The sequence below is a fragment of the Bacillus sp. FSL K6-1003 genome, from assembly GCF_037964945.1.
Classification (GTDB): Bacteria; Bacillota; Bacilli; order Bacillales; family Bacillaceae; genus Bacillus; species Bacillus mojavensis.
The window spans coordinates 2,462,845-2,486,610 of sequence record NZ_CP150176.1 but is presented as its reverse complement, the minus strand read 5'-3'; the positions used below and the strand labels follow the sequence as shown (position 1 = coordinate 2,486,610).

The following is a 23,766-nucleotide window of genomic DNA, read 5'->3' as shown; positions in this document are numbered from 1 at the left end:
CTATTATCCTCTAAACCATATGTGATAAAGAAACAAAATATGACGAAAGCGGGGCGCATGCCAGTTGAATTGGTTGAATCAACATAAAATGATCATCATGTCAGTGGCCTTTGCTGCTGTTCTCATTGCGGTTCTTTGTCTCTTTTTTTTCATCGGGCATAACAAAGAGCCTGTAAAACAAGTGATATCTAGTGAAAAGGATAATGCTGAGGTTAAGCAGGAAGTGACAAAAGACAAAGCGGAAGAAAATATTGTAATTGACATAAAAGGTGCTGTTAAGCATCCCGGCGTTTATGAAATGCATGCAGGGGACAGAGTGTCACAGGCTATTGAGAAAGCAGGAGGCATCGGCGAAAAAGCAGATGAAACGCAAGTGAATTTGGCGGAACTTTTGCAGGACGGTACAGTGGTGTATATACCGAGTGAGGGAGAAGAGGAGCCGCCGCAAGCGGCCGGAGGTGCTGTACAAAGCAGCACGGGGAAAGAGGCCTTGGTCAATATCAATACAGCAACATTAGAGGATTTACAAAACATTTCAGGAGTAGGGCCTTCAAAAGCCGAAGCGATTATTGCATATCGGGAAGAGAACGGGCGTTTCCAGGCAATTGAAGATATCACAAAGGTTTCGGGAATTGGCGAAAAATCATTTGAAAAAATAAAGTCTTCCATTACAGTAAAGTGAATTGACGGTCATGTATGATGATAGGTAAACTAAAGAACAGGCAACACAACATTTGGAGGGAACAACGTGGAACGAATTTCATGGAATCAATATTTTATGGCTCAAAGCCATTTACTGGCACTGCGCAGCACCTGCCCGAGATTGTCTGTCGGCGCTACCATTGTCAGAGATAAACGTATGATTGCAGGAGGATATAATGGATCAATCGCAGGCGGCGTACATTGCGCGGACGAAGGATGCTTAATGATAGACGATCATTGCGCGAGAACGATTCACGCGGAAATGAATGCGATTCTTCAATGCTCTAAATTTGGAGTGCCGACAGATGGAGCGGAGATATATGTTACGCACTATCCGTGTATTCAGTGCTGTAAGTCTATCATTCAAGCCGGTATCAAAACAGTATATTACGCTGAGGATTATAAAACACATCCGTATGCCCAGGAGCTATTTGAGCAGTCTGGCGTTACGGTTGAACAGGTTGAACTTGATGAGATGATCGTTGATCTGAAAAACAGAGAAAAGCTTTCATTTGTAGCGGGGCTTTTAGAAAAATTAGCGGATGCCGGTCTCGCAGAGGAAGATTTGAAGAAAATACATGAACAGGCTAATAAACTTTTTACGAGTTATGTGTGATTGATGCGACATTCGCGTCTATTATTGCCTTTGGCGGCAGCTTCAGCAACGGCTGGAATTTCTGCCGCCTCTTATTTCTCCGCTGTCTTTCTCTTCTTCCTCTTTCTTCTAATTGTGTCAGTCAAAACAAGACAGGCTCCACTCATTTTTGTATGTTTATTCTCTTTTGTGCTCAATTTTGCCCTGTTTAAGATTACAGATTTTCAAAATACTTCTTCGTACAAGCAGGGCAGCTATCACTTCAAGGCGGTCGTTCATAGTATTCCTAAAATTGACGGAGATCGGATGTCTTTGTTGATCAAGACGCCTGATGGCGAAAAATGGGCTGCCTCTTATCGGATTCAGTCTTTAGCTGAGAAAGACAAACTGTCACATCTAGAGCCGGGTATGGCATGCGAATTGACTGGTACTTTGGAGAAGCCCAAACAAGCAACAGTGCCGGGAACATTTGATTATCACCAGTATCTTTACCGGCAGCATATTCATTGGAGCTACTCTGTCACATCTATTAGAAATTGCAGTCAGTCTTCAGGTGTCCGGTATAAGCTTCTCAGTTTGAGAAAATACATCGTATCATTCACGAACACCAAGCTTCCGTCAGATTCAGCAGGAATCGTACAGGCGCTTACTGTAGGTGAGAGGTCTTATTTGGATGACGATGTGCTTAACGCTTACCAAAATCTAGGTGTTGTCCATCTATTAGCCATCTCAGGCCTCCATGTCGGAATTTTGACAGCTGGCCTATTTTACGCAATGATCCGTCTGGGTATAACAAGAGAAAATGCGTCAATCCTACTCCTTTTGTTTCTGCCGATCTATGTTATTTTGACAGGCGCAGCGCCTTCTGTTCTCCGAGCCGCTCTGATGTCGGGCATCTACTTAGCGGGAAGCCTTTTTCAGCAGCGGGTGAATTCTGCAGGGGTAATCTGTCTTTCGTATATCGTCCTCTTGCTTTTTAATCCCTACTACCTTTTTGAAGCTGGATTTCAGCTTTCATTTGCGGTCAGTTTTTCTTTAATTCTCTCATCATCTATTTTTCAGCATAGCAAAACGGGTCTGGGACAGCTGACGATGGTATCTGTTATTGCCCAGCTAGGCTCACTACCCATTCTTCTGTATCATTTTCAGCAGTTTTCTATTATGAGCATTCCGATGAATATGGTGTTGGTGCCTTTTTATACATTCTGTATTTTACCGGCTGCTGTTATAGGAGTGATTCTATTATTTTTTTCAGCATCCGTCGGTCAATTTCTGTTCTATTGGTTTGATGTAATGATGACCTGGACCAACAGACTGATCACTAAAATCGCAGATATAGAAATATTCACAATCATCATCTCACGTCCTGCACCCGCTCTTCTTCTCTTATTCACGCTCACTGTCATCATATTGCTTATGAGTATCGAGAAACGCTCATATCTCCGGCTGACCGTATCCGCAGGCCTTTTTTGTGCAACGCTTACCCTGCTCTTTATTTTCCCTTATGTTAGTTCCGATGGAGAAGTAGATATGATTGATATCGGACAAGGTGACAGTATGTTTGTCAGTGCACCCTATCAGAAAGGCCGTGTTTTAATTGATACAGGAGGCACTTTGTCTTATTCGTCAGAGCCTTGGCGGGAAAAACAGCATCCTTTTTCACTGGGGGAAAAGGTGCTGATCCCTTTTTTAACGGCAAAGGGCATCAAGCAGCTTGATGCGCTGATACTGACGCACGCAGATCAGGATCATATCGGAGAGGCAGAGGTTTTGCTGAAGCATCATAAAGTAAAGCGTCTCATCATTCCGAAAGGGTTTGTTTCTGAACCTCATGATGAGAAAGTGCTGCGGACTGCCAGACAGGAGGGGGTGGCAATTGAAGAGGTGAAGCGGGGTGATGTATTGCAAATAAAGGACTTGCAGTTTCATGTGCTGTCACCGGAAACGCCTGATCCGGCAAGTAAAAATAATTCTTCTCTCGTTCTATGGATGAAAACAGGCAGTCTCAGCTGGCTCCTGACGGGTGATCTGGAAAAAGAGGGGGAACAGGAGATTATTAGTGTCTTCCCAAATATAAGAGCGGATGTGTTAAAGGTGGGGCATCATGGAAGCAAGGGCTCTACCGGTGAAGAATTCATCAAACAGCTTCAGCCGAAAACGGCGATCATCTCAGCGGGAGAAAACAATAGGTACCATCATCCGCATCAAGAAGTTCTTCAATTGTTAAAGAGCCGATCCATCCGTGTGCTGCGCACTGATCAAAGCGGCACGATCCAATACACGTACAAAAACGGATCAGGAACCTTTTCTGTCTATCCTCCATATGATACATCAGATATGACAAAGGAGAATTAAAAAAGACTGCCGAGAAATCAGCAGCCCGGGCAGTCGTGTTATGAACCAACCAGGTGAATAACCGTTGCCATGACAAACAATAAGGCGAAAAATCCGAAGGACACAACAAAACCAACCGCTGAATCTACAGCATCATTTCGTTTGCTTTGAACGTTTTTTTCAAAATCATTCAATTTCATCCCCCCTGACTGACTTAAGTATAATGGAATCGATTTGAAAAATCTAGAAGCTAAGGTAACGTTTTCTGTTCTGGTGATTATCGCCTTTTTACAAGCTGTCCCGGGGGCTTGCGAACAGGCGTTTAATATAAATGGGGAAGCCGCTGTCAGGCTTCCTCTTTACTATTTTGCAAACTCAATTTAGGATAGAAGAGGATGATGAAAGAGAGGAAGTCGTACAACAATGGTATTTGATGTGTGGAAAAGCCTGAAAAAAGGTGATGTCCATCCGGTTTATTGTTTATACGGAAAAGAGACGTATCTGCTCCAAGAAACTGTCAGCAGGATCAGACAGACGGTGATTGATCAAGAGACGAAAGATTTCAACCTGTCTGTTTTTGATTTGGAGGAAGACCCGCTGGATCAGGCGATTGCCGACGCTGAAACGTTCCCATTTATGGGGGAGCGGCGCCTTGTCATTGTGAAAAATCCATATTTTTTAACGGGTGAAAAAAAGAAAGAAAAAGTTGAGCACAACATCAGCGCGCTTGAATCTTATATACAATCACCGGCGCCATACACGGTCTTTGTTCTGCTTGCGCCTTATGAAAAACTGGATGAGCGGAAAAAACTGACCAAAGCGCTAAAAAAGCAGGCGTTCATGATGGAGGCAAAGGAATTAAACGCGAAGGAAACGACAGACTTTACGATCAATCTGGCGAGAACCGAGCAGAAAACAATCAGCACCGAGGCGGCAGAGCATTTAGTTTTGCTTGTAAACGGGCATCTGTCATCACTTTTTCAGGAGATTCAGAAACTCTGCACGTTTATTGGAGACCGTGAAGAAATCACGCTGGATGATGTAAAGACGCTTGTGGCGAGAAGTCTGGAACAAAATATCTTTGAACTGATTAATAAAATCGTCAACCGAAAACGGACTGAGAGTCTGCAAATTTTTTATGATTTGCTCAAACAAAATGAAGAGCCGATTAAAATTATGGCTCTCATATCGAACCAGTTCCGGCTTATCCTGCAGACGAAATATTTCGCGGAACAAGGGTACGGCCAAAAACAGATTGCTTCTAACTTAAAGGTGCATCCATTCCGGGTAAAGCTGGCAATGGATCAAGCGAGGCTTTTTTCAGAAGCTGAGCTCCGGTCTATTATTGAACAGCTTGCCGTGATGGACTATGAGATGAAAACCGGGAAAAAGGACAAGCAGCTTTTACTAGAGCTTTTTCTCTTGCAGCTGTTAAAAAGAAATGAAAAAAACGATCCTCAATGATGAGGATCGTTTTTGTTTTATGCAGAAAGTCCGTTCACTTTTTTCGCTAGTCTTGATTTGTATCGAGCTGCGGCATTTTTGTGTACAAGACCTGTTTTCACTGCTTTATCAATACGTTTAGCTGCTTCAGTAAGAGCAGTTTTCGCTTTGTCAGCTTCGTTGTTTGCAACTGAAGCTTCAACTTGTTTGATTGCAGTACGCATAGCAGATTTGATTGTCGCGTTATGAGCGCGGCGTTCGTTATTAGTTTTTGTACGTTTAATCGCTGATTTAATGTTTGGCATGTGTTTCACCTCCTAAGATACAACCTGTAGCACAGTGTCTTAAGGTTAAATCTTCTTCACAATAGAACAAATTGTATTCTATCAAACACACCTTTAGATTGCAATATAAATGTAAAGTATTTTTCATTGAAGGAATGCTTTTAAGCATGATTCATTTTATAAATGGAAACAATATGGTTAGTGAATATTCGAAGGAGGCCCTGTATGAAAAAGAGTGAGCTGGATGTAAATCAGTATTTGATACGTACAGATTTAGCGGTTGAAACGAAGGAAGCCATGGCTAATCGTCAGGCTGTGCCTGCAAAAGAGATAAAAGGTTTTATTGAAAAAGAACGCGATCATGGCGGAATAAAAATCCGCACTGTTGATATCACGAAGGAAGGCGCAGAGCTTTCCGGAAAAAAAGAAGGACGTTATTTAACGATTGAGGCCCAGGGGATCAGAGAAAATGATTCGGAAATGCAAGAGAAAGTTTCTGCTGTATTTGCGGAAGAATTCTCAGCCTTTCTGGAAAGCCTTAAGATCTCAAAGGATGCGAGCTGTTTAATTGTCGGCCTCGGCAACTGGAACGTGACACCTGATGCGCTCGGTCCGATGGCTGTAGAAAATCTATTAGTGACAAGACATTTATTTAAACTCCAGCCTGAAAATGTGCAGGAGGGCTACAGGCCTGTCAGCGCATTTGCTCCTGGTGTCATGGGAATTACAGGCATCGAAACAAGCGATATTATTAAAGGGGTCATCGAGCAGTCGAAACCCGATTTTGTGATTGCCATTGATGCACTTGCGGCGCGGGCGGTAGAAAGGGTCAACACAACCATTCAAATATCAGATACAGGAATACACCCGGGATCAGGCGTCGGAAATAAACGTAAAGACTTGAGTAAGGACACCCTAGGCGTACCTGTCATTGCAATCGGTGTACCGACGGTCGTTGACGCCGTAACAATTGCCAGCGACACGGTTGACTACATATTAAAGCATTTTGGCAGAGAAATGAGAGATAACAGTCCGTCGAGATCGCTTGTTCCGGCGGGGATGACGTTTGGGAAAAAGAAAGTGCTTACTGAAGAGGACCTTCCCGACCCAAAACAGCGTCAATCGTTTCTCGGCATAGTGGGGACTCTTGAAGACAACGAAAAGCGGCAGCTCATTCATGAGGTGTTGGCACCTCTGGGCCATAATTTGATGGTCACGCCGAAGGAAGTCGATTCATTTATTGACGATATGGCAAATGTGCTGGCAAACGGATTAAATACAGCGCTTCATGAAAAGGTGTCTCAGGAAAACAAAGGCTCCTATAATCACTAAACGGTTCTACTTCCTCTAGCTTGTTCATAGAGTAATTACTAGACAAGCGCTGGAGGGATTCAATGAGAAATAAACGCAGAAACAGACAAATTGTTGTTGCGGTGAATGGCGGGAAAGCGATAAAGGCGATCTTTCTATTTATCGCAAGCCTATTAGTGATTTTTGTTTTATCCGGTGTGCTGACGTCTCTCCGGCCGGAACTCAGGCCATCGTCTGACTCTTTTTACGGGATTGCCGACGAACTGCCGGGTGACGTATTTGCACACTTGCTGCGGATGGAAAACCATTATTTCGCTTCTGACCTTTCTCAAACCGACAGCTCATTTCATCTATCACGTCTTTCTTTAAAGCTGGCGACAAGTATTAATCTCGAGGATCCGCGAAGTTTTCTTGGACGCGAGCTGCCTGGGTTTGCGCAATTTGACACAGAGATCCTTTTAGCGGGACAAGGCACCGATTATACAAACATGCCGTCGGAATCCCCGCCGCCTTCAAAGGTGATGCAGGAAGAAAGAGAAGCGAATTTGGCGGAGATTGAAAAACAGCAGACGCAAACAGACAATACGCAAAAAGACCCGCCAAAACAAACAACCGGCGACAAGAAGGTTGTCTTTATCTATCACACGCATAATACGGAATCTTATCTCCCGCTATTAAAAGGTGAGACCGATCCCGATATGGCGCGTCATTCTAAAGCAAACGTCACCCTCGTGGGAGACATGTTCGGGAAAGCGCTGGAATCTCAAGGTATCGGAGCCACAGTTAATAAAACGGATATACAGGCAAAACTGAGCAAAAAAGGGTTGAATTATGCCAGATCCTACGATGAATCAAGGCCGGTCGTACAAGAAGCCCTTGCTTCAAACAAGAATCTGCAATACATCATTGACATCCATAGAGACTCCAGGCGCAAGAAAAATACGACGGCAACCATTAAAGGGAAAAGCTATGCCCGGGTCGCATTTGTGGTCGGCAAAAAAAGCAAGAATTTCGAAGAAAACTACAAAATTGCAAGCGAGCTTCACAAGCTGATGGAGAAAAAATACCCGGGACTCAGCACAGGGGTCTTTTCTAAAGGCTCACCAGGAGATAACGGAGTTTACAACCAAGACTTAAACGACAGAGCGCTTTTGCTTGAATTCGGCGGAGTGGATAACAATCTCGAAGAGCTGCAGCGGGCGGCTAACGCAACTGCTGACGTATTCAGCGAAATGTACTGGGATGCTGAAAAAGTTAACGCCGAAAGCGGCGAGACGAAAAAACAATAAGAAATAGGTGGTCGAGTTGATTGCATATCTTGGCAAATGCTTGCTTCTTGTGACGATGATGTTTATAGGCGTCCTGTTCGGCATGCAGCAGGCAAATAACGGCATGCTGAGCATGAAAGGCTATCATGATCCTTCACTGAAAGGCGCGTTTACGCTCACAGACGGAGAAAATAATGAAAAAGAAGCGACCGTTTTAGGGGAAACAGTAACCTCGAAAGATTTAGAAGAGAAACAAAAAGAGCTTGAACAGGTGGAAACGTTTAACCTTTTCTCTAAAGCAGGAAAAACGCTATCTGACACAGTGACCAACTCAGCTCAATCGATGTATGAATGGATACGGGATATGAGAAAATAAGTGCTTGAAAGAGAAAAGTAGCCCCAGTATGAGAGGGAACTTTTCTCTTTCTTGTTTTACATTGAATCTTTACAATCCTATTGATATAATCTAAGCTAGTGTATTTTGCGTTTAATAGTAGGAGTGATAGATTGTGACAGATAAAGAAAAGCGTTTAGAGAGGCAGTCGAGAATTCGGAATTTCTCCATCATCGCCCATATTGACCACGGAAAATCGACCTTAGCGGATCGTATTTTAGAAAAAACGTCGGCAATCACTCAACGAGAAATGAAAGAACAATTGCTTGATTCTATGGATCTTGAACGCGAACGGGGCATTACCATTAAATTAAACTCTGTTCAGCTTAAATACAAAGCAAAAGACGGAGAGGAATATATTTTCCACCTGATTGACACACCGGGACACGTCGATTTCACATATGAAGTATCCCGAAGCCTTGCTGCCTGCGAAGGAGCGATACTTGTCGTGGACGCGGCGCAAGGAATTGAAGCGCAGACGCTTGCGAACGTTTACCTGGCGCTTGATAATGACCTTGAAATTCTTCCAGTCATTAATAAAATTGATCTGCCAAGCGCAGAGCCGGAACGTGTTCGCCAAGAGGTGGAGGACGTCATCGGCCTTGACGCATCGGAAGCCGTGCTCGCTTCAGCAAAAGCCGGGATCGGGATTGAGGAGATTTTAGAGCAGATCGTGGAAAAGGTGCCTGCTCCGACCGGAGATCCAGAGGCGCCGCTTAAAGCGCTGATTTTTGACTCGCTTTATGACGCTTACCGCGGTGTCGTGGCTTATATCAGAGTCGTTGAAGGAACGGTAAAGCCGGGGCAAAAAATCAAAATGATGGCAACCGGCAAAGAGTTTGAAGTGACAGAAGTCGGTGTGTTCACGCCGAAAGCAACTCCGACAGATGAACTGACGGTCGGCGATGTAGGCTTTTTAACTGCTGCGATCAAAAATGTCGGTGACACACGCGTCGGTGACACGATCACAAGCGCGGCCAATCAAGCTGCCGAAGCATTGCCTGGATATCGCAAGCTGAACCCGATGGTGTACTGCGGTTTATATCCGATCGATACGGCCAAATACAACGATTTAAGGGAAGCTCTTGAAAAGCTTGAGCTGAATGACTCATCGCTTCAATATGAAGCAGAGACATCCCAAGCGCTCGGATTCGGTTTCCGCTGTGGATTTTTAGGTATGCTTCACATGGAAATCATTCAGGAGCGGATTGAGCGGGAGTTTAAAATCGACCTGATCACTACAGCGCCGAGTGTTATATATGATGTGTATATGACAGACGGGGAAAAGGTTGTTGTCGACAACCCGTCCAACATGCCTGACCCACAAAAGATCGAAAGGATCGAGGAGCCGTATGTTAAAGCGACTATGATGGTGCCGAACGATTATGTCGGTGCGGTGATGGAGCTTTGTCAAGGGAAACGCGGCAATTTTATCGACATGCAATATTTAGATGCAAATCGCGTCAGCATTGTCTATGACATGCCGTTAGCGGAAATCGTCTATGAGTTTTTTGATCAGCTGAAATCAAGCACAAAAGGCTACGCTTCCTTTGATTACGAACTGATCGGCTACAAACCGTCTAAACTTGTCAAGATGGACATTATGCTGAACGGAGAAAAAATCGACGCCCTTTCATTTATCGTGCATCGCGATTACGCGTACGAACGCGGAAAAGTAATTGTAGAAAAACTGAAAGAGCTCATTCCGCGCCAGCACTTTGAAGTACCGATTCAAGCGGCGATCGGCCAGAAAATCGTGGCCCGCTCTACCATTAAAGCGATGCGTAAAAACGTATTGGCTAAATGTTACGGCGGAGACATCTCGCGGAAACGGAAGCTTCTTGAAAAACAAAAAGAAGGAAAACGCCGAATGAAGCAGGTCGGCTCAGTTGAAGTGCCGCAAGAAGCATTTATGGCGGTCCTGAAAATGGACGACAATCCGAAAAAATAATAGAAGCCGCCGCAGTCCTGTACTGCGGCTTCTTTCTTTAAAGAAGGTGAATACATTGAAATCAGCTTATATCCATATTCCATTTTGTGAGCATATTTGCCACTACTGCGATTTCAATAAATATTTTATTCAAAGCCAGCCTGTCGGCGAGTATTTAAACGCACTCGAGAAGGAAATGATAAATACGATAGAAAAAACGGGGCAGCCTGATCTGCATACGATTTTTATCGGAGGAGGCACGCCGACATCCCTCTCTGAAGACCAGCTCGAAAAATTAATGGACATGGTCAGCCGTGTGCTGAAGCCTTCAGGCGCCTTAATAGAGTTCGCTGTTGAAGCGAACCCGGACGACCTATCGGCAGAAAAACTGAAAATACTCAAGGAAGCGGGCGTTAATCGTTTAAGCTTCGGTGTGCAAACATTTGAAGACGACCTTCTAGAAAAAATCGGACGGGTGCATAAACAAAAAGACGTATTTGCCTCTTTTGAACGTGCAAGGGAAATTGGTTTTGAAAATATCAGTCTCGATTTGATGTTCGGTCTTCCTGGACAAACGCTTAAACACCTTGACCACTCTTTAAAAACTGCTTTATCCCTGAACGCAGAGCATTATTCCGTTTACTCTCTCATTGTAGAACCGAAAACGGTATTTTATAATTTGATGCAAAAAGGGCGGCTTCATCTGCCGGCGCAGGAACAGGAAGCCGAAATGTACGAAACGGTGATGAGCCGGATGGAAAAGGCCGGTATACACCAATATGAAATCAGTAATTTTGCGAAACAAGGCATGGAATCTAAGCACAACCTGACGTACTGGAGCAACGAGGAATATTTCGGCTTCGGAGCAGGAGCCCACGGGTATATCGGCGGAATTCGAACAGTAAACGTCGGACCTGTTAAACATTACATTGATCTGATAGCTGAAAAAGGTTTTCCTTATCGGGATACACATGAAGTGACGATGGAAGAACAAATTGAAGAAGAGATGTTTTTAGGGTTAAGAAAAACATCCGGAGTCAGCAAAAAACGTTTTGCGGAGAAATACGGCCGTTCTCTTGATAAACTTTTTCCCGGCATTTTAAAAGAGCTTTCTGAAAAGGGACTGATTATCAATACGGAGTCTGCCGTTTGTTTGACTCATCAGGGAAAATTATTGGGTAATGAAGTTTTTGGCGCTTTTTTGGGTGAGTTATAATTGACATTTTTCTTGTGGTTTGATACTTTTGTTATAGATTTAGCACTCGCTTGTTGAGAGTGCTAACAGAGGTGATGATGATGTTAACCAATCGTCAGCTGCTGATCCTTCAGGTCATAATCAACGATTTTATTAAATCGGCGCAGCCCGTCGGATCAAGAACTCTTTCGAAAAAAGATGAAATCACATTTAGCTCTGCAACAATAAGAAACGAGATGGCTGACTTGGAAGAACTGGGCTTCATTGAGAAAACCCACTCTTCCTCAGGACGTGTTCCGTCGGAAAAAGGGTACCGGTACTATGTTGATCATTTGCTGTCGCCCGTCAAACTGACAAAAACCGACCTAGACCAAATCCACTCGATCTTCAAAGAAAAAATATTCGAGCTGGAAAAGACAGTTCAAAAATCAGCACAAATCTTGTCCGATCTTACGAATTATACGTCTATCGTGCTCGGGCCGACCCTGAGCGAGAATTATCTTAAACAGATTCAAATCATACCGATTCAGCCCGATAAAGCGGTAGCCATTCTCGTTACCAATACGGGGCATGTGGAAAACAAAACGATTAATTTTCCAACCAAAATGGATCTGTCTGATATTGAAAAGCTGGTAAATATACTGAACGACCGTTTAACCGGTGTTCCGATGGATGAACTGAATGAACGCATTTTTAAAGAAGTTGTCATGTACTTAAGGCAGCACATTAAGAACTACGACAACATACTTGAAGCGCTGCGTTCAACATTTCATTCGACAAGTCACGTTGAAAAATTGTTTTTCGGCGGGAAAATCAATATGCTGAACCAGCCGGAGTTCCATGATATCGGGAGAGTGCGGTCGTTGCTTTCTCTGATTGAAAAGGAGCAGGACGTGTTGAAGCTTGTCCAATCTTCAGATACGGGCATTTCGATTAAGATCGGAAAAGAAAACGACTATGAAGAGATGGAAAACTGCAGCCTGATTACTGCCTCATATTCAGTAGATAAGAAGCAAATAGGCTCAATTGCGATCATTGGACCAACCCGCATGAATTATTCAAGGGTCGTCAGTCTGCTTCAGCATGTGACTTCAGACTTGTCAAAAGCATTAACAAGTTTGTATGATGAATAAGGGAAAATTGGCAAATTTTATCGAAGGGCATCACCTGCCCTTCTCCTTACACTTTTGAGGGAGGTGAACACAATGTCAGAAGAAAAACAAACCGCGGAACAAAACGAAACAGAAGAACAAGAAGTTATCGAAGAACAAGCTGCCGCTGAAGAACAGCAGGAAGAAACAAACGAAAGCGAACTTCTTCAAAATCAAATTAACGAATTGCAAGGTTTGCTTGAGGAAAAGGAAAACAAACTTTTGCGTGTTCAAGCAGACTTTGAAAACTATAAACGACGCAGCCGTTTAGAAATGGAAGCGTCCCAGAAATACCGTTCTCAAAACATCGTTACTGAATTGCTGCCGGCTCTTGACAGCTTTGAAAGAGCGCTTCATGTTGAAGCCGACAATGAACAGACGAAAAGTTTGCTCCAAGGAATGGAAATGGTCCACCGCCAGCTCGTTGAAGCCTTGAAAAAAGAAGGTGTAGAAGCAATCGAAGCTGTAGGACAGGAATTTGATCCGAACCTTCACCAAGCCGTTATGCAGGCTGAGGATGAAAACTACGGCTCCAACATTGTCGTTGAGGAAATGCAAAAAGGCTACAAGCTGAAGGATCGCGTCATTCGCCCTTCCATGGTAAAAGTGAATCAATAATTACATAGCAGGAGGTTATTCAAGTGAGTAAAGTTATCGGAATCGACTTAGGTACAACAAACTCATGTGTGGCAGTGCTTGAAGGCGGCGAGCCTAAAGTCATTGCTAACGCTGAAGGGAACCGCACAACTCCATCTGTTGTTGCGTTCAAAAACGGCGAACGCCAAGTAGGGGAAGTGGCTAAACGCCAATCTATTACAAACCCAAACACAATTATGTCTGTTAAACGCCATATGGGTACAGATTATAAAGTTGAAATTGAAGGAAAAGATTACACTCCTCAAGAAGTGTCTGCTATCATCCTTCAACACCTTAAATCATACGCTGAAAGCTATCTTGGCGAAACAGTATCAAAAGCAGTTATCACAGTTCCTGCATACTTTAACGATGCTGAGCGTCAAGCGACAAAAGACGCTGGTAAAATCGCAGGTCTTGAAGTAGAACGTATCATCAACGAGCCGACTGCAGCAGCGCTTGCATACGGACTTGATAAAACAGATGAAGACCAAACAATCCTAGTATACGACCTTGGCGGCGGTACATTCGACGTTTCCATCCTTGAGCTGGGCGACGGTGTGTTTGAAGTTCGTTCAACTGCCGGCGACAATCGTCTAGGCGGGGACGATTTTGACCAAGTCATCATCGATCACCTTGTATCTGAATTCAAAAAAGAAAACGGCATTGATCTGTCTAAAGATAAAATGGCGCTACAGCGTTTGAAAGACGCAGCTGAAAAAGCGAAAAAAGATCTTTCCGGCGTATCTTCTACGCAAATTTCTTTACCGTTTATCACAGCTGGAGAAGCAGGACCGCTTCACCTTGAACTGACATTAACTCGCGCTAAATTCGAAGAGCTTTCTTCTCATTTAGTAGAGCGTACAATGGGCCCTGTCCGTCAAGCGCTTCAAGATGCAGGACTTTCTGCAAGCGAAATCGACAAAGTCATCCTTGTCGGCGGATCAACTCGTATCCCTGCCGTACAAGAAGCAATCAAAAAAGAAACTGGAAAAGAAGCACATAAAGGCGTAAACCCGGATGAAGTTGTAGCGCTTGGTGCTGCAATTCAGGGCGGCGTTATCACTGGTGATGTAAAAGACGTAGTTCTTCTTGACGTTACACCGCTTTCTCTCGGTATTGAAACAATGGGCGGCGTATTCACAAAACTGATCGACCGCAACACAACAATTCCGACAAGCAAATCACAAGTGTTCTCAACTGCTGCTGATAACCAAACAGCTGTTGATATCCATGTTCTTCAAGGTGAGCGCCCAATGTCTGCCGACAACAAAACACTCGGCCGCTTCCAGCTTACTGATATCCCGCCAGCACCGCGCGGCGTGCCTCAAATCGAAGTTTCCTTCGATATTGACAAAAACGGTATCGTAAACGTAAGAGCAAAAGACTTAGGCACAGGAAAAGAACAAAATATCACAATCAAATCTTCTTCAGGTCTTTCTGATGATGAGATCGAACGCATGGTAAAAGAGGCGGAAGAAAATGCTGACGCTGATGCGAAGAAAAAAGAAGAAATCGAAGTCCGCAACGAAGCAGATCAGCTTGTTTTCCAAACTGAGAAAACATTAAAAGATCTAGAAGGCAAAGTGGACGAAGAACAAGTGAAAAAAGCCAACGATGCCAAAGACGCTTTAAAAGCAGCAATTGAGAAAAACGAATTTGAAGAGATCAAAGCGAAAAAAGATGAGCTTCAAACAATCGTTCAAGAGCTTTCTATGAAGCTTTATGAAGAAGCTGCTAAGGCACAGCAAGCTCAAGGCGGAGAAAACGCTGAAGGCAAAGCGGATGACAACGTTGTCGACGCTGAATACGAAGAAGTAAACGACGATCAAAACAAAAAATAAGTTCTTTTTAGAGTCAGTCCCGCTTCTGGGACTGACAAAAAGAACACATTTCATAATCTGATTCAATGGTTAGAAAGTCAAAGTCAGGCATCTCTTGGCTTTGACTTTTTTTCTTGCCCGGGATAAAAGGAATTGAAAAATCATAATTCAAAATGATACAATCTAATTTATGTGAGAAATTCGGGAGAGTGAAGTAGATGAGTAAGCGTGATTACTATGAAGTGCTGGGTGTAAGTAAGAGCGCTTCAAAGGATGAAATAAAAAAGGCTTATCGAAAGCTGTCGAAAAAATATCATCCTGACATTAACAAAGAAGCCGGATCAGATGAAAAGTTTAAAGAAGTCAAAGAAGCATACGAAACGCTGTCTGATGATCAAAAACGGTCTCATTACGACCAATTTGGCCATACTGATCCTAACCAAGGCTTCGGCGGCGGCGGTTTTGGCGGCGGCGACTTCGGCGGTTTTGGTTTCGATGATATTTTCTCAAGTATTTTCGGCGGCGGCACTAGACGAAGAGATCCAAATGCACCGCGTCAAGGGGCGGACTTGCAATATACGATGACTCTGTCATTTGAGGACGCCGTTTTCGGAAAAGAAACGACCATCGAGATTCCGCGTGAGGAAACGTGCGATACATGTAAAGGCTCAGGGGCAAAACCTGGTACAAAACCAGAAACGTGCTCTCACTGCGGAGGCTCCGGCCAGCTAAATGTGGAGCAAAACACGCCGTTTGGAAAAGTTGTCAACAGACGAGTGTGCCACCACTGCGAAGGTACGGGTAAAATCATTAAAAACAAATGTGCGGATTGCGGCGGCAAAGGAAAAATCAAAAAACGCAAAAAAATCAACGTCACAATTCCTGCCGGTGTAGATGACGGGCAGCAGCTGCGTCTCTCAGGACAGGGTGAACCAGGCGTAAACGGCGGCCCTGCAGGGGATTTATTTGTCGTATTCCACGTGCGCGCTCACGAATTCTTTGAGCGCGACGGAGATGATATTTACTGTGAAATGCCGTTAACGTTTGCTCAAGCCGCTCTTGGAGATGAAGTGGAAGTTCCGACGCTTCACGGGAAAGTGAAATTGAAAATTCCTGCCGGTACACAAACAGGAACAAAGTTCAGATTAAGAGGCAAAGGCGTTCAAAATGTCAGAGGCTATGGACAGGGTGACCAGCATATCGTCGTCCGCGTTGTCACGCCGACAAACTTGACAGATAAACAAAAAGATATTATCCGTGAATTTGCCGAAGTCAGCGGAAACCTGCCTGATGAACAGGAAATGAGTTTCTTTGATAAGGTAAAACGCGCGTTTAAAGGCGATTAATTATTGGATGAGGAGTTGGTAGTTTTGAAATGGTCCGAATTAAGCATTCACACAACACATGAAGCGGTCGAACCTATCTCAAATATTTTGCATGAAGCTGGTGCGAGTGGGGTTGTGATAGAGGACCCGCTTGATTTAATTAAAGAACGTGAGAATGTATACGGGGAAATCTACCAGCTCGACCCCAATGATTATCCGAACGAGGGTGTCATTGTTAAAGCGTATCTGCCGGTCAACAGCTTTCTTGGAGAAACGGTAGATGGCATTAAAGAAACAATTAATAATCTGCTTCTTTATGATATTGATTTGGGCAGAAACCATATCACCATTTCCGAAGTGAACGAAGAGGAATGGGCGACTGCCTGGAAAAAGTATTACCATCCTGTGAAAATTTCTGAAAAGTTTACGATTGTACCAACGTGGGAGGAATATACGCCGGTACACACGGATGAGCTGATTATTGAAATGGACCCGGGAATGGCATTCGGAACAGGCACACACCCGACAACCGTACTTTGTATTCAGGCGCTTGAACGCTTTGTGCAAAAGGGTGATAAGGTGATTGATGTAGGCACAGGCTCCGGAATTTTAAGTATTGCGGCTGCAATGCTTGAGGCTGAATCGGTTCATGCCTATGATCTTGATCCCGTTGCTGTAGAAAGCGCACGTCTCAATTTGAAGTTAAACAAGGTTAGCGATATAGCTCAAGTCAAACAAAATAATTTGTTAGACGGGATTTCAGGAGAACATGATGTGATCGTTGCCAACATTTTGGCTGAAGTTATCCTTCGTTTTACTTCACAGGCATATCATCTGCTGAAAGACGGCGGGCACTTTATTACTTCAGGAATTATCGGCCAAAAAAAGCAAGAGGTAAAAGAAGCATTGGAACAGGCTGGTTTTACCATTGTGGAAATCCTCTCAATGGAAGATTGGGTCAGCATTATTGCGAAAAAATAACAGTTAGTAGGTGTCACAGCGTATGCAACGATATTTTATCGAGCTCACGAAGCAGCAAATGGAGGAAGCGCCGGCTATTTCAATTACCGGAGAAGATGTTCATCATATTGTCAATGTCATGAGAATGAACGAGGGAGACCAAATTATCTGCTGCTCTCAGGACGGCTTCGAAGCAAAATGTGAACTTCAATCTGTTTCCAAAGAAAAAGTGTCCTGTCTTATGATAGAATGGACGAATGAAAACAGAGAGCTTCCGATAAAGGTTTATATTGCAAGCGGCCTCCCGAAAGGGGATAAACTGGAATGGATTATCCAAAAGGGGACTGAGCTGGGAGCTCATGCCTTTATTCCTCTGCAAGCCGCACGTTCTGTTGTCAAGCTGGATGACAAGAAAGCGAAGAAAAAGCGGGAAAGATGGACAAAAATTGCGAAGGAAGCGGCGGAGCAATCGTACCGAAACGAAGTGCCGCAAGTGCTGGATATCCATTCCTTTCAGCAGCTTCTTGACAAGGTGCAGAATTTCGATAAATGTGTCGTTGCATACGAAGAGTCATCGAAGCAAGGAGAAACAAGCTCGTTCAGCGCAGTTGTAAGCAGCCTTCCGAAAGGATCATCCCTTTTGATCGTATTCGGTCCCGAAGGCGGTTTAACAGAAGCGGAGGTTGAGCGGCTCACGGCGAAAAACGCTGTTCCGTGCGGCCTCGGACCGAGAATTTTAAGAACAGAAACCGCTCCGCTATACGCGCTGAGCGCGATTTCTTATCATACAGAGTTATTAAGAGGTGATCAATAATGGCAACTGTTGCGTTCCATACGCTTGGCTGCAAAGTCAATCATTATGAAACAGAAGCAATCTGGCAGCTTTTCAAAGATGCGGGCTATGAAAGAAGAGACTTTGAACAAACAGCTGACGTATATGTCATTAATACATGTACAGTAACAAATACGGGAGATAAAAAAAGCCGCCAAGTGATCAGACGCGCCATTCGTCAAAATCCTGACGGCGTCATCTGCGTCACAGGCTGTTATGCGCAAACCTCGCCAGCGGAGATTATGGCAATTCCGGGCGTTGACATTGTAGTCGGAACTCAGGATCGTGAAAAAATGCTCGGCTACATCGATCAATATCGTGAAGAGCGTCAGCCGATCAATGGCGTCAGCAACATTATGAAAGCTAGAGTATATGAAGAGCTTGATGTACCTGCTTTCACAGACCGGACAAGAGCGTCATTAAAAATACAGGAAGGCTGCAATAACTTCTGCACGTTCTGTATCATTCCGTGGGCGCGCGGACTTCTCCGTTCACGTGACCCGGAGGAAGTCATTAAACAAGCACAGCAGCTTGTTGATGCGGGTTATAAAGAAATCGTACTTACTGGTATTCATACAGGCGGCTACGGTGAAGATATGAAAGATTACAACTTTGCCAAGCTTTTGAGAGAACTTGACGCCCGTGTTCAAGGCGTGAAACGGATCAGAATTTCGTCCATCGAGGCAAGCCAGATCACAGACGAAGTAATTGAAGTTTTAGACCGTTCAGATAAGATTGTGCGCCATTTGCACATTCCGATTCAATCCGGGTCAAACACAGTGCTTAAACGGATGAGACGCAAATACACGATGGAATTTTTCGCTGACCGTTTAAATAAACTGAAAAAAGCACTTCCGGGCTTAGCCGTAACATCCGATGTCATTGTAGGCTTCCCTGGCGAAACAGAAGAAGAATTTATGGAAACCTATAACTTTATTAAAGAAAACAGATTCTCTGAACTTCATGTGTTTCCTTACAGCAAACGTACGGGAACGCCAGCTGCGCGGATGGAAGACCAAGTGGATGAAAACGTCAAAAATGAACGTGTACACCGCTTGATTGCACTTTCTGACCAGCTTGCGAAGGAATATGCCTCTGATTATGAAAATGAAGTCCTTGAAATTATCCCTGAGGAAGCATTTAAAGAATCAGATGAAGAAAACATGTATGTCGGCTACACAGACAACTACATGAAAGTTGTTTTCAAGGGCACGGAAGACATGATCGGCAAAATCGTGAAAGTAAAAATACTAAAAGCAGGCTATCCATACAACGAAGGACAGTTTGTCCGTGTTGTTGAGGATGACATAACAGAACAAATGCGTATGTCTTCTTAACCTGAAAAAACCGGTGCATTTAAATGTGCCGGTTTTTTATGTTCAGTTTTTAACTGGGATAAGCCATTTGATAAGGCTGTAAAACAAGTTGGTAAGCGGCAAAAATAAGAGAGCTGATACAACATTAAATAGCAGACTGAAATGGGCGATTCTTTGGGCAGGGTCAGCCGAGAGCTGTTCAACAAAGCCGGTCGCTGCCGCCAAAAACGGGAATACAATCGCTACGCCGATCACGTTAAACAAAACATGGGCGCACGCTGTCTGTTTTGCCGCATATCCGCCGGATACAGCAGCCATGACAGCTGTAATGCATGTCCCGATGTTTGACCCAAGCACAACGCTCATTGCCTGTGTCAGTCCGATAACGCCTTCATTCATAAAGCTCATCAAAATGCCGATGCAGACAGAACTTGAGTGAATGATTGCAGTTAACACCATGCCGATAAACAAAGCAGACCAGTTTGAGTCGTTCACATGATGAAGTATGCCTGCTCCCGTTTTCAGCTGAGTAAGCGGTTCTGCAAGGCGGCTGAAGCCTGTGATGCAAAAAAAGATAATCCCCAGTCCGAGGAAGCTTGTCCCCAGCTGTTTGAACGGATACCTGCCAGTCAGAAAAAACAGCAAACCGCCAATCAAAAGAATCCAAATCAACACATCCATTTTGATTGCAAGAAATTCGGTTGTAAATGTAGACCCGATATTTGTTCCAAGAATCATCGGTATTGTCCGTTTGAAAGAAAGGGCGCCCGCACTCACAAATCCGATGACAATTACCATAAAGGCGGAGCTGCTTTGGAGAAATCCTGTAAAAACAATACTGATAAGAAATGCCTTTAACGGATGATCCGTAAAAATCAGCAGCTGCTCTTCAATTTTTGAATACGTCAGCGAAATTAAACCTTTCCGAAGCATGTTCATCCCTGCGAGAAAGAATAAGATAAGAGCAGTAAAACTAATCAGAAGCAACATTTTATTCACCAACCCCTTTCTATCATTATATAGACAGGCAGTCCCGCTCATGACGGAAAAGTGAACGCACTTAGTTGACCTGACTGAAGGCTTATATTATAATGTCAAAGTACATGTTTATATGTGTAACTTAAAGGTAGTCGATTGGTGTATTCGGAGGGAGGGAAAGAGAATGTCAAAAACGGTCGTTAGAAAAAACGAATCGCTTGAAGATGCTCTTCGTCGCTTCAAACGCAGTGTATCAAAGACAGGTACTTTGCAAGAAGCAAGAAAGCGTGAATTTTATGAAAAACCTAGCGTAAAGCGCAAGAAAAAGTCTGAAGCTGCTAGAAAACGCAAATTCTAAAAGAGGGTGGATTTATGAGTCTTCTTGAGCGACTTAACCAAGATATGAAGCTATATATGAAAAGCCGTGAGAAAGACAAACTGACTGTCGTTCGAATGGTTAAGGCTTCACTTCAAAACGAAGCAATTAAGCTTAAGAAAGACAGTTTGACCGAGGATGAGGAACTCACTGTCCTTTCTCGTGAACTTAAGCAACGTAAAGACTCCCTCCAGGAATTTTCAAACGCTAATCGTTTAGATTTAGTAGATAAAGTTCAAAAAGAGCTGGACATTTTAGAAGTTTATTTACCACAGCAGCTATCAGAAGAAGAGCTGCGTACAATCGTAAATGAAACCATCGCTGAGGTCGGTGCGAGCTCAAAAGCGGACATGGGCAAAGTGATGGGGGCAATTATGCCTAAAGTAAAAGGTAAAGCTGACGGAAGTTTAATTAATAAACTTGTTAGCAGTCAACTGTCTTAAATGGCGAAGAAAAGGACATCTTTCTAAGAGAGATGTCTTTTTTTATACATAAAAAAATGAAACCTTTGATACATTTGTTACGTATGAAGAGAAGGCACTTATTATACGAGGAAGGAGGGATACATCGCCCTTGCTTCAAACAAAAGGATTCCGAGCGGCTCTTTTGAGCATATTTCTACTATCATTATTAGGAGTTCAGCTGCACACAAAAGCAGAAAAACAAACCGTCTACGTCATTCCCGTTGAAAAAAATGTCGAACAGGGTCTCGCCTCCTTTTTGTCGCGTTCGCTACAAGATGCAGAGGCTGCGCATGCAAACCATATTATTCTTGATATTAACACGCCGGGAGGACTGGTGAAATCAGCTATTGATATAGCGGACACGATCAACGAAACGGATATTCCGATAACTGCTTATGTAAACAAACGGGCATTGTCTGCTGGTGCATATATCGCGTTACAGGCTGACGCCATTTATATGGCACCAGGAGGAAAAATGGGAGCCGCGGCGATCATTGACGGTAAAGGTAATGCTGCTGACAAAAAAGCTGAATCATTTTGGCTTGCGGAGCTGGAAGATGCCGCAGCAAAAAACAACCGTGATCCAAAATACGCGCGTGCCATGGCAGACCCTGATGTAGATGCAAAAGAAGCGGGCGCGCCGAAGGGAGATCTGCTTACGCTGAATGCAGAAAAAGCTGTTGACGTAGGCTATTCGGAAGGAACCGTTAACAATCTTTCCGCGCTTGTGAAGAAGCTTGGATACGAAAATGCACATATCAGCTATGCCGAGGAAAGCTTTGCAGAGAAGGCAGCGAGGTGGCTGACCAGTCCGATTGTTGTTCCTATTTTATTGACAATTGCCTTCTTAGGCCTTACTGTTGAGCTTTTTTCTCCAGGTGTCGGTCTGCCTGGAACAGCCGGATTTATTGCTTTGATCCTGTTTTTTTACGGACATCTTGCAGCGGGTCTTGCCGGATATGAAACGGTTCTCCTCTTTATAGCAGGGGTGATTCTGATCCTGATGGAGATATTCCTCCCCGGAGGAATTATTGGTTTACTTGGCTTGGGAGCAATTGTTGCGAGCTTATTTTTGGCCGCGGGAAGCTTCACAGTCATGGCGGTTTCTCTCTTGATCGCCTCAGCTGTTTCCATTACAGCTTTCATTTTACTGACAAGGGTGTTGGGAAAGCGTATGAAATTCTTTAAGAAACTTATATTAAATGATTCTACAAATACAGAGAGCGGTTATGTATCAAATCAAACGCGCACGGACTTAATCGGCAAGGAGGGCGTGACCTTTACGCCGTTGCGTCCCGCGGGAACCGTCATTATTGATGACGAACGTCTTGATGTGGTATCAGAAGGATCATTTACAGCGAAAGATAAAAAAGTAAAAGTAATCAAAGTGGAAGGCTCGCGCATTGTCGTGAGAGAAATTTAAACAGAAACGAGGAGAAGTAGCATGGACCCATCAACATTAATGATACTGGCTATTGTTGTAGTAGGGATCATTGTTTTAGCTGTATTTTTTACATTTGTACCAGTTATGCTCTGGATTTCAGCTTTAGCAGCCGGAGTTAAAATCAGCATTTTCACTTTAGTAGGGATGAGGCTTCGCCGCGTCATACCGAACCGGGTGGTTAATCCGTTAATTAAAGCGCATAAAGCGGGACTCGACGTTGGAACAAACCAGCTTGAAAGCCACTATCTTGCCGGAGGGAATGTAGATAGAGTCGTTAACGCACTTATTGCAGCTCAGCGCGCCAATATTGAGCTTACATTTGAACGCTGTGCTGCCATCGACCTTGCCGGCCGTGATGTATTGGAAGCCGTGCAAATGAGCGTTAATCCGAAGGTCATTGAAACACCATTTATTGCAGGTGTTGCCATGGACGGAATTGAAGTGAAGGCGAAAGCGAGAATTACAGTAAGAGCCAATATTGACCGCCTCGTCGGGGGTGCGGGTGAGGAAACGATTGTAGCCCGTGTAGGCGAAGGGATCGTCTCTACAATCGGTTCATCCGAAAACCACAAAAAAGTGCTGGAGAACCCTGATATGATTTCTCAAACAGTTCTCGGTAAAGGCCTGGATTCAGGCACAGCCTTTGAAATTCTTTCGATTGATATTGCTGATGTTGACATTGGTAAAAACATCGGGGCGATCTTGCAGACGGATCAGGCAGAGGCCGATAAAAATATTGCTCAGGCCAAAGCCGAAGAACGCCGTGCAATGGCTGTTGCTCAAGAACAGGAAATGCGCGCACGTGTAGAAGAAATGCGAGCTAAAGTGGTTGAAGCCGAAGCGGAAGTGCCGCTTGCGATGGCCGAAGCGTTGCGCGAAGGGAATATCGGCGTCATGGACTACATGAATATTAAAAACATTGATGCAGACACAGATATGCGTGATTCATTCGGTAAATTAACGAAAGACCAATCGGATGAAGACCGCAAATCATAATCTCTCTATGCA

General features: G+C 44.0%; 24 protein-coding genes. 21 read left to right on the top strand and 3 right to left on the bottom strand.

Features of this window, described 5'->3' with window-relative positions:
- Window positions 1-64: 64 nt before the first annotated feature.
- The 3 genes from NSU16_RS12685 (at window position 65) to NSU16_RS12675 (ending at window position 3,652) form a co-directional block, all read left to right on the top strand.
- Entirely contained in the window at window positions 65-682 is a 618-nt protein-coding gene (locus tag NSU16_RS12685; RefSeq protein ID WP_268504969.1) for a helix-hairpin-helix domain-containing protein, read from the top strand.
- A gap of 66 nt (window positions 683-748) precedes the next feature.
- Complete coding sequence (locus tag NSU16_RS12680) at window positions 749-1,318, top strand: ComE operon protein 2 (RefSeq protein ID WP_010335007.1); 570 nt, start codon at window positions 749-751, stop codon at window positions 1,316-1,318.
- A 3-nt stretch (window positions 1,319-1,321) separates the two neighbouring features.
- Window positions 1,322-3,652: a DNA internalization-related competence protein ComEC/Rec2 gene (locus tag NSU16_RS12675; RefSeq protein WP_268505137.1), complete on the top strand. Its 2,331-nt coding sequence runs from the start codon at window positions 1,322-1,324 to the stop codon at window positions 3,650-3,652.
- A 38-nt stretch (window positions 3,653-3,690) separates the two neighbouring features.
- On the opposite strand, the gene NSU16_RS12670 is transcribed toward NSU16_RS12675, so the two are convergent.
- Complete coding sequence (locus tag NSU16_RS12670; protein ID WP_010335005.1) at window positions 3,691-3,825, bottom strand: YqzM family protein; 135 nt, start codon at window positions 3,823-3,825, stop codon at window positions 3,691-3,693.
- Window positions 3,826-3,865: 40 nt separating this feature from the next.
- Between NSU16_RS12670 and NSU16_RS12665 the strand changes: the two genes are divergently transcribed.
- A complete protein-coding gene (locus NSU16_RS12665; protein WP_003229985.1) occupies window positions 3,866-4,015 on the top strand; it encodes a hypothetical protein in 150 nt (49 codons plus the stop codon).
- Between the two features lie 39 nt (window positions 4,016-4,054).
- Window positions 4,055-5,095, top strand: a complete 1,041-nt coding sequence (holA, locus tag NSU16_RS12660; RefSeq protein ID WP_010335004.1) for a DNA polymerase III subunit delta — start codon at window positions 4,055-4,057, stop codon at window positions 5,093-5,095.
- 17 nt (window positions 5,096-5,112) lie between these two features.
- Here holA and rpsT read toward each other — a convergent pair whose 3' ends face one another.
- The gene (gene rpsT, locus NSU16_RS12655) at window positions 5,113-5,379 is read right to left on the bottom strand and encodes a 30S ribosomal protein S20 (RefSeq protein WP_010335003.1); all 267 of its coding nucleotides are present in this window, start codon (window positions 5,377-5,379) and stop codon (window positions 5,113-5,115) included.
- Between the two features lie 204 nt (window positions 5,380-5,583).
- On the opposite strand from rpsT, the gene gpr reads away from it, so the two are divergent.
- The 12 genes from gpr (at window position 5,584) to mtaB (ending at window position 19,517) form a co-directional block, all read left to right on the top strand.
- Window positions 5,584-6,690, top strand: a complete 1,107-nt coding sequence (gene gpr / locus NSU16_RS12650) for a GPR endopeptidase (protein ID WP_010335002.1) — start codon at window positions 5,584-5,586, stop codon at window positions 6,688-6,690.
- 62 nt (window positions 6,691-6,752) lie between these two features.
- The gene (spoIIP, locus tag NSU16_RS12645) at window positions 6,753-7,958 is read left to right on the top strand and encodes a spore autolysin SpoIIP (RefSeq protein ID WP_268445830.1); all 1,206 of its coding nucleotides are present in this window, start codon (window positions 6,753-6,755) and stop codon (window positions 7,956-7,958) included.
- A gap of 16 nt (window positions 7,959-7,974) precedes the next feature.
- Window positions 7,975-8,313, top strand: a complete 339-nt coding sequence (locus tag NSU16_RS12640) for a YqxA family protein (RefSeq protein WP_029441371.1) — start codon at window positions 7,975-7,977, stop codon at window positions 8,311-8,313.
- Between the two features lie 133 nt (window positions 8,314-8,446).
- Entirely contained in the window at window positions 8,447-10,282 is a 1,836-nt protein-coding gene (gene lepA / locus NSU16_RS12635; RefSeq protein WP_010334999.1) for a translation elongation factor 4, read from the top strand.
- 55 nt (window positions 10,283-10,337) lie between these two features.
- Window positions 10,338-11,477 (top strand): radical SAM family heme chaperone HemW, encoded by a 1,140-nt coding sequence (hemW, locus tag NSU16_RS12630; RefSeq protein WP_168748271.1) that lies wholly within the window; start codon window positions 10,338-10,340, stop codon window positions 11,475-11,477.
- An 80-nt stretch (window positions 11,478-11,557) separates the two neighbouring features.
- Window positions 11,558-12,589, top strand: a complete 1,032-nt coding sequence (hrcA, locus tag NSU16_RS12625) for a heat-inducible transcriptional repressor HrcA (protein WP_010334997.1) — start codon at window positions 11,558-11,560, stop codon at window positions 12,587-12,589.
- 72 nt (window positions 12,590-12,661) lie between these two features.
- Window positions 12,662-13,225 (top strand): nucleotide exchange factor GrpE, encoded by a 564-nt coding sequence (gene grpE / locus NSU16_RS12620; protein ID WP_010334996.1) that lies wholly within the window; start codon window positions 12,662-12,664, stop codon window positions 13,223-13,225.
- Between the two features lie 23 nt (window positions 13,226-13,248).
- Window positions 13,249-15,084, top strand: a complete 1,836-nt coding sequence (dnaK, locus tag NSU16_RS12615) for a molecular chaperone DnaK (protein WP_010334995.1) — start codon at window positions 13,249-13,251, stop codon at window positions 15,082-15,084.
- 197 nt (window positions 15,085-15,281) lie between these two features.
- The gene (gene dnaJ, locus NSU16_RS12610; protein WP_010334994.1) at window positions 15,282-16,409 is read left to right on the top strand and encodes a molecular chaperone DnaJ; all 1,128 of its coding nucleotides are present in this window, start codon (window positions 15,282-15,284) and stop codon (window positions 16,407-16,409) included.
- Between the two features lie 24 nt (window positions 16,410-16,433).
- The gene (gene prmA, locus NSU16_RS12605) at window positions 16,434-17,369 is read left to right on the top strand and encodes a 50S ribosomal protein L11 methyltransferase (RefSeq protein ID WP_168748270.1); all 936 of its coding nucleotides are present in this window, start codon (window positions 16,434-16,436) and stop codon (window positions 17,367-17,369) included.
- A 22-nt stretch (window positions 17,370-17,391) separates the two neighbouring features.
- Complete coding sequence (locus NSU16_RS12600) at window positions 17,392-18,162, top strand: 16S rRNA (uracil(1498)-N(3))-methyltransferase (protein WP_010334992.1); 771 nt, start codon at window positions 17,392-17,394, stop codon at window positions 18,160-18,162.
- Entirely contained in the window at window positions 18,162-19,517 is a 1,356-nt protein-coding gene (gene mtaB / locus NSU16_RS12595) for a tRNA (N(6)-L-threonylcarbamoyladenosine(37)-C(2))-methylthiotransferase MtaB (protein ID WP_010334991.1), read from the top strand. Before NSU16_RS12600 ends, mtaB begins: the two co-directional genes overlap by 1 nt.
- A 42-nt stretch (window positions 19,518-19,559) precedes the next feature.
- On the opposite strand, the gene NSU16_RS12590 is transcribed toward mtaB, so the two are convergent.
- Entirely contained in the window at window positions 19,560-20,486 is a 927-nt protein-coding gene (locus tag NSU16_RS12590; protein ID WP_268504971.1) for a Na/Pi symporter, read from the bottom strand.
- Window positions 20,487-20,658: 172 nt separating this feature from the next.
- On the opposite strand from NSU16_RS12590, the gene rpsU reads away from it, so the two are divergent.
- The 4 genes from rpsU (at window position 20,659) to floA (ending at window position 23,754) form a co-directional block, all read left to right on the top strand.
- A complete protein-coding gene (rpsU, locus tag NSU16_RS12585) occupies window positions 20,659-20,832 on the top strand; it encodes a 30S ribosomal protein S21 (protein ID WP_003152957.1) in 174 nt (57 codons plus the stop codon).
- Between the two features lie 14 nt (window positions 20,833-20,846).
- Complete coding sequence (locus NSU16_RS12580; RefSeq protein ID WP_010334989.1) at window positions 20,847-21,293, top strand: GatB/YqeY domain-containing protein; 447 nt, start codon at window positions 20,847-20,849, stop codon at window positions 21,291-21,293.
- Between the two features lie 130 nt (window positions 21,294-21,423).
- Window positions 21,424-22,737 (top strand): nodulation protein NfeD, encoded by a 1,314-nt coding sequence (locus tag NSU16_RS12575; RefSeq protein ID WP_268445836.1) that lies wholly within the window; start codon window positions 21,424-21,426, stop codon window positions 22,735-22,737.
- A 21-nt stretch (window positions 22,738-22,758) separates the two neighbouring features.
- The gene (gene floA, locus NSU16_RS12570; protein ID WP_010334987.1) at window positions 22,759-23,754 is read left to right on the top strand and encodes a flotillin-like protein FloA; all 996 of its coding nucleotides are present in this window, start codon (window positions 22,759-22,761) and stop codon (window positions 23,752-23,754) included.
- Window positions 23,755-23,766: the final 12 nt, after the last annotated feature.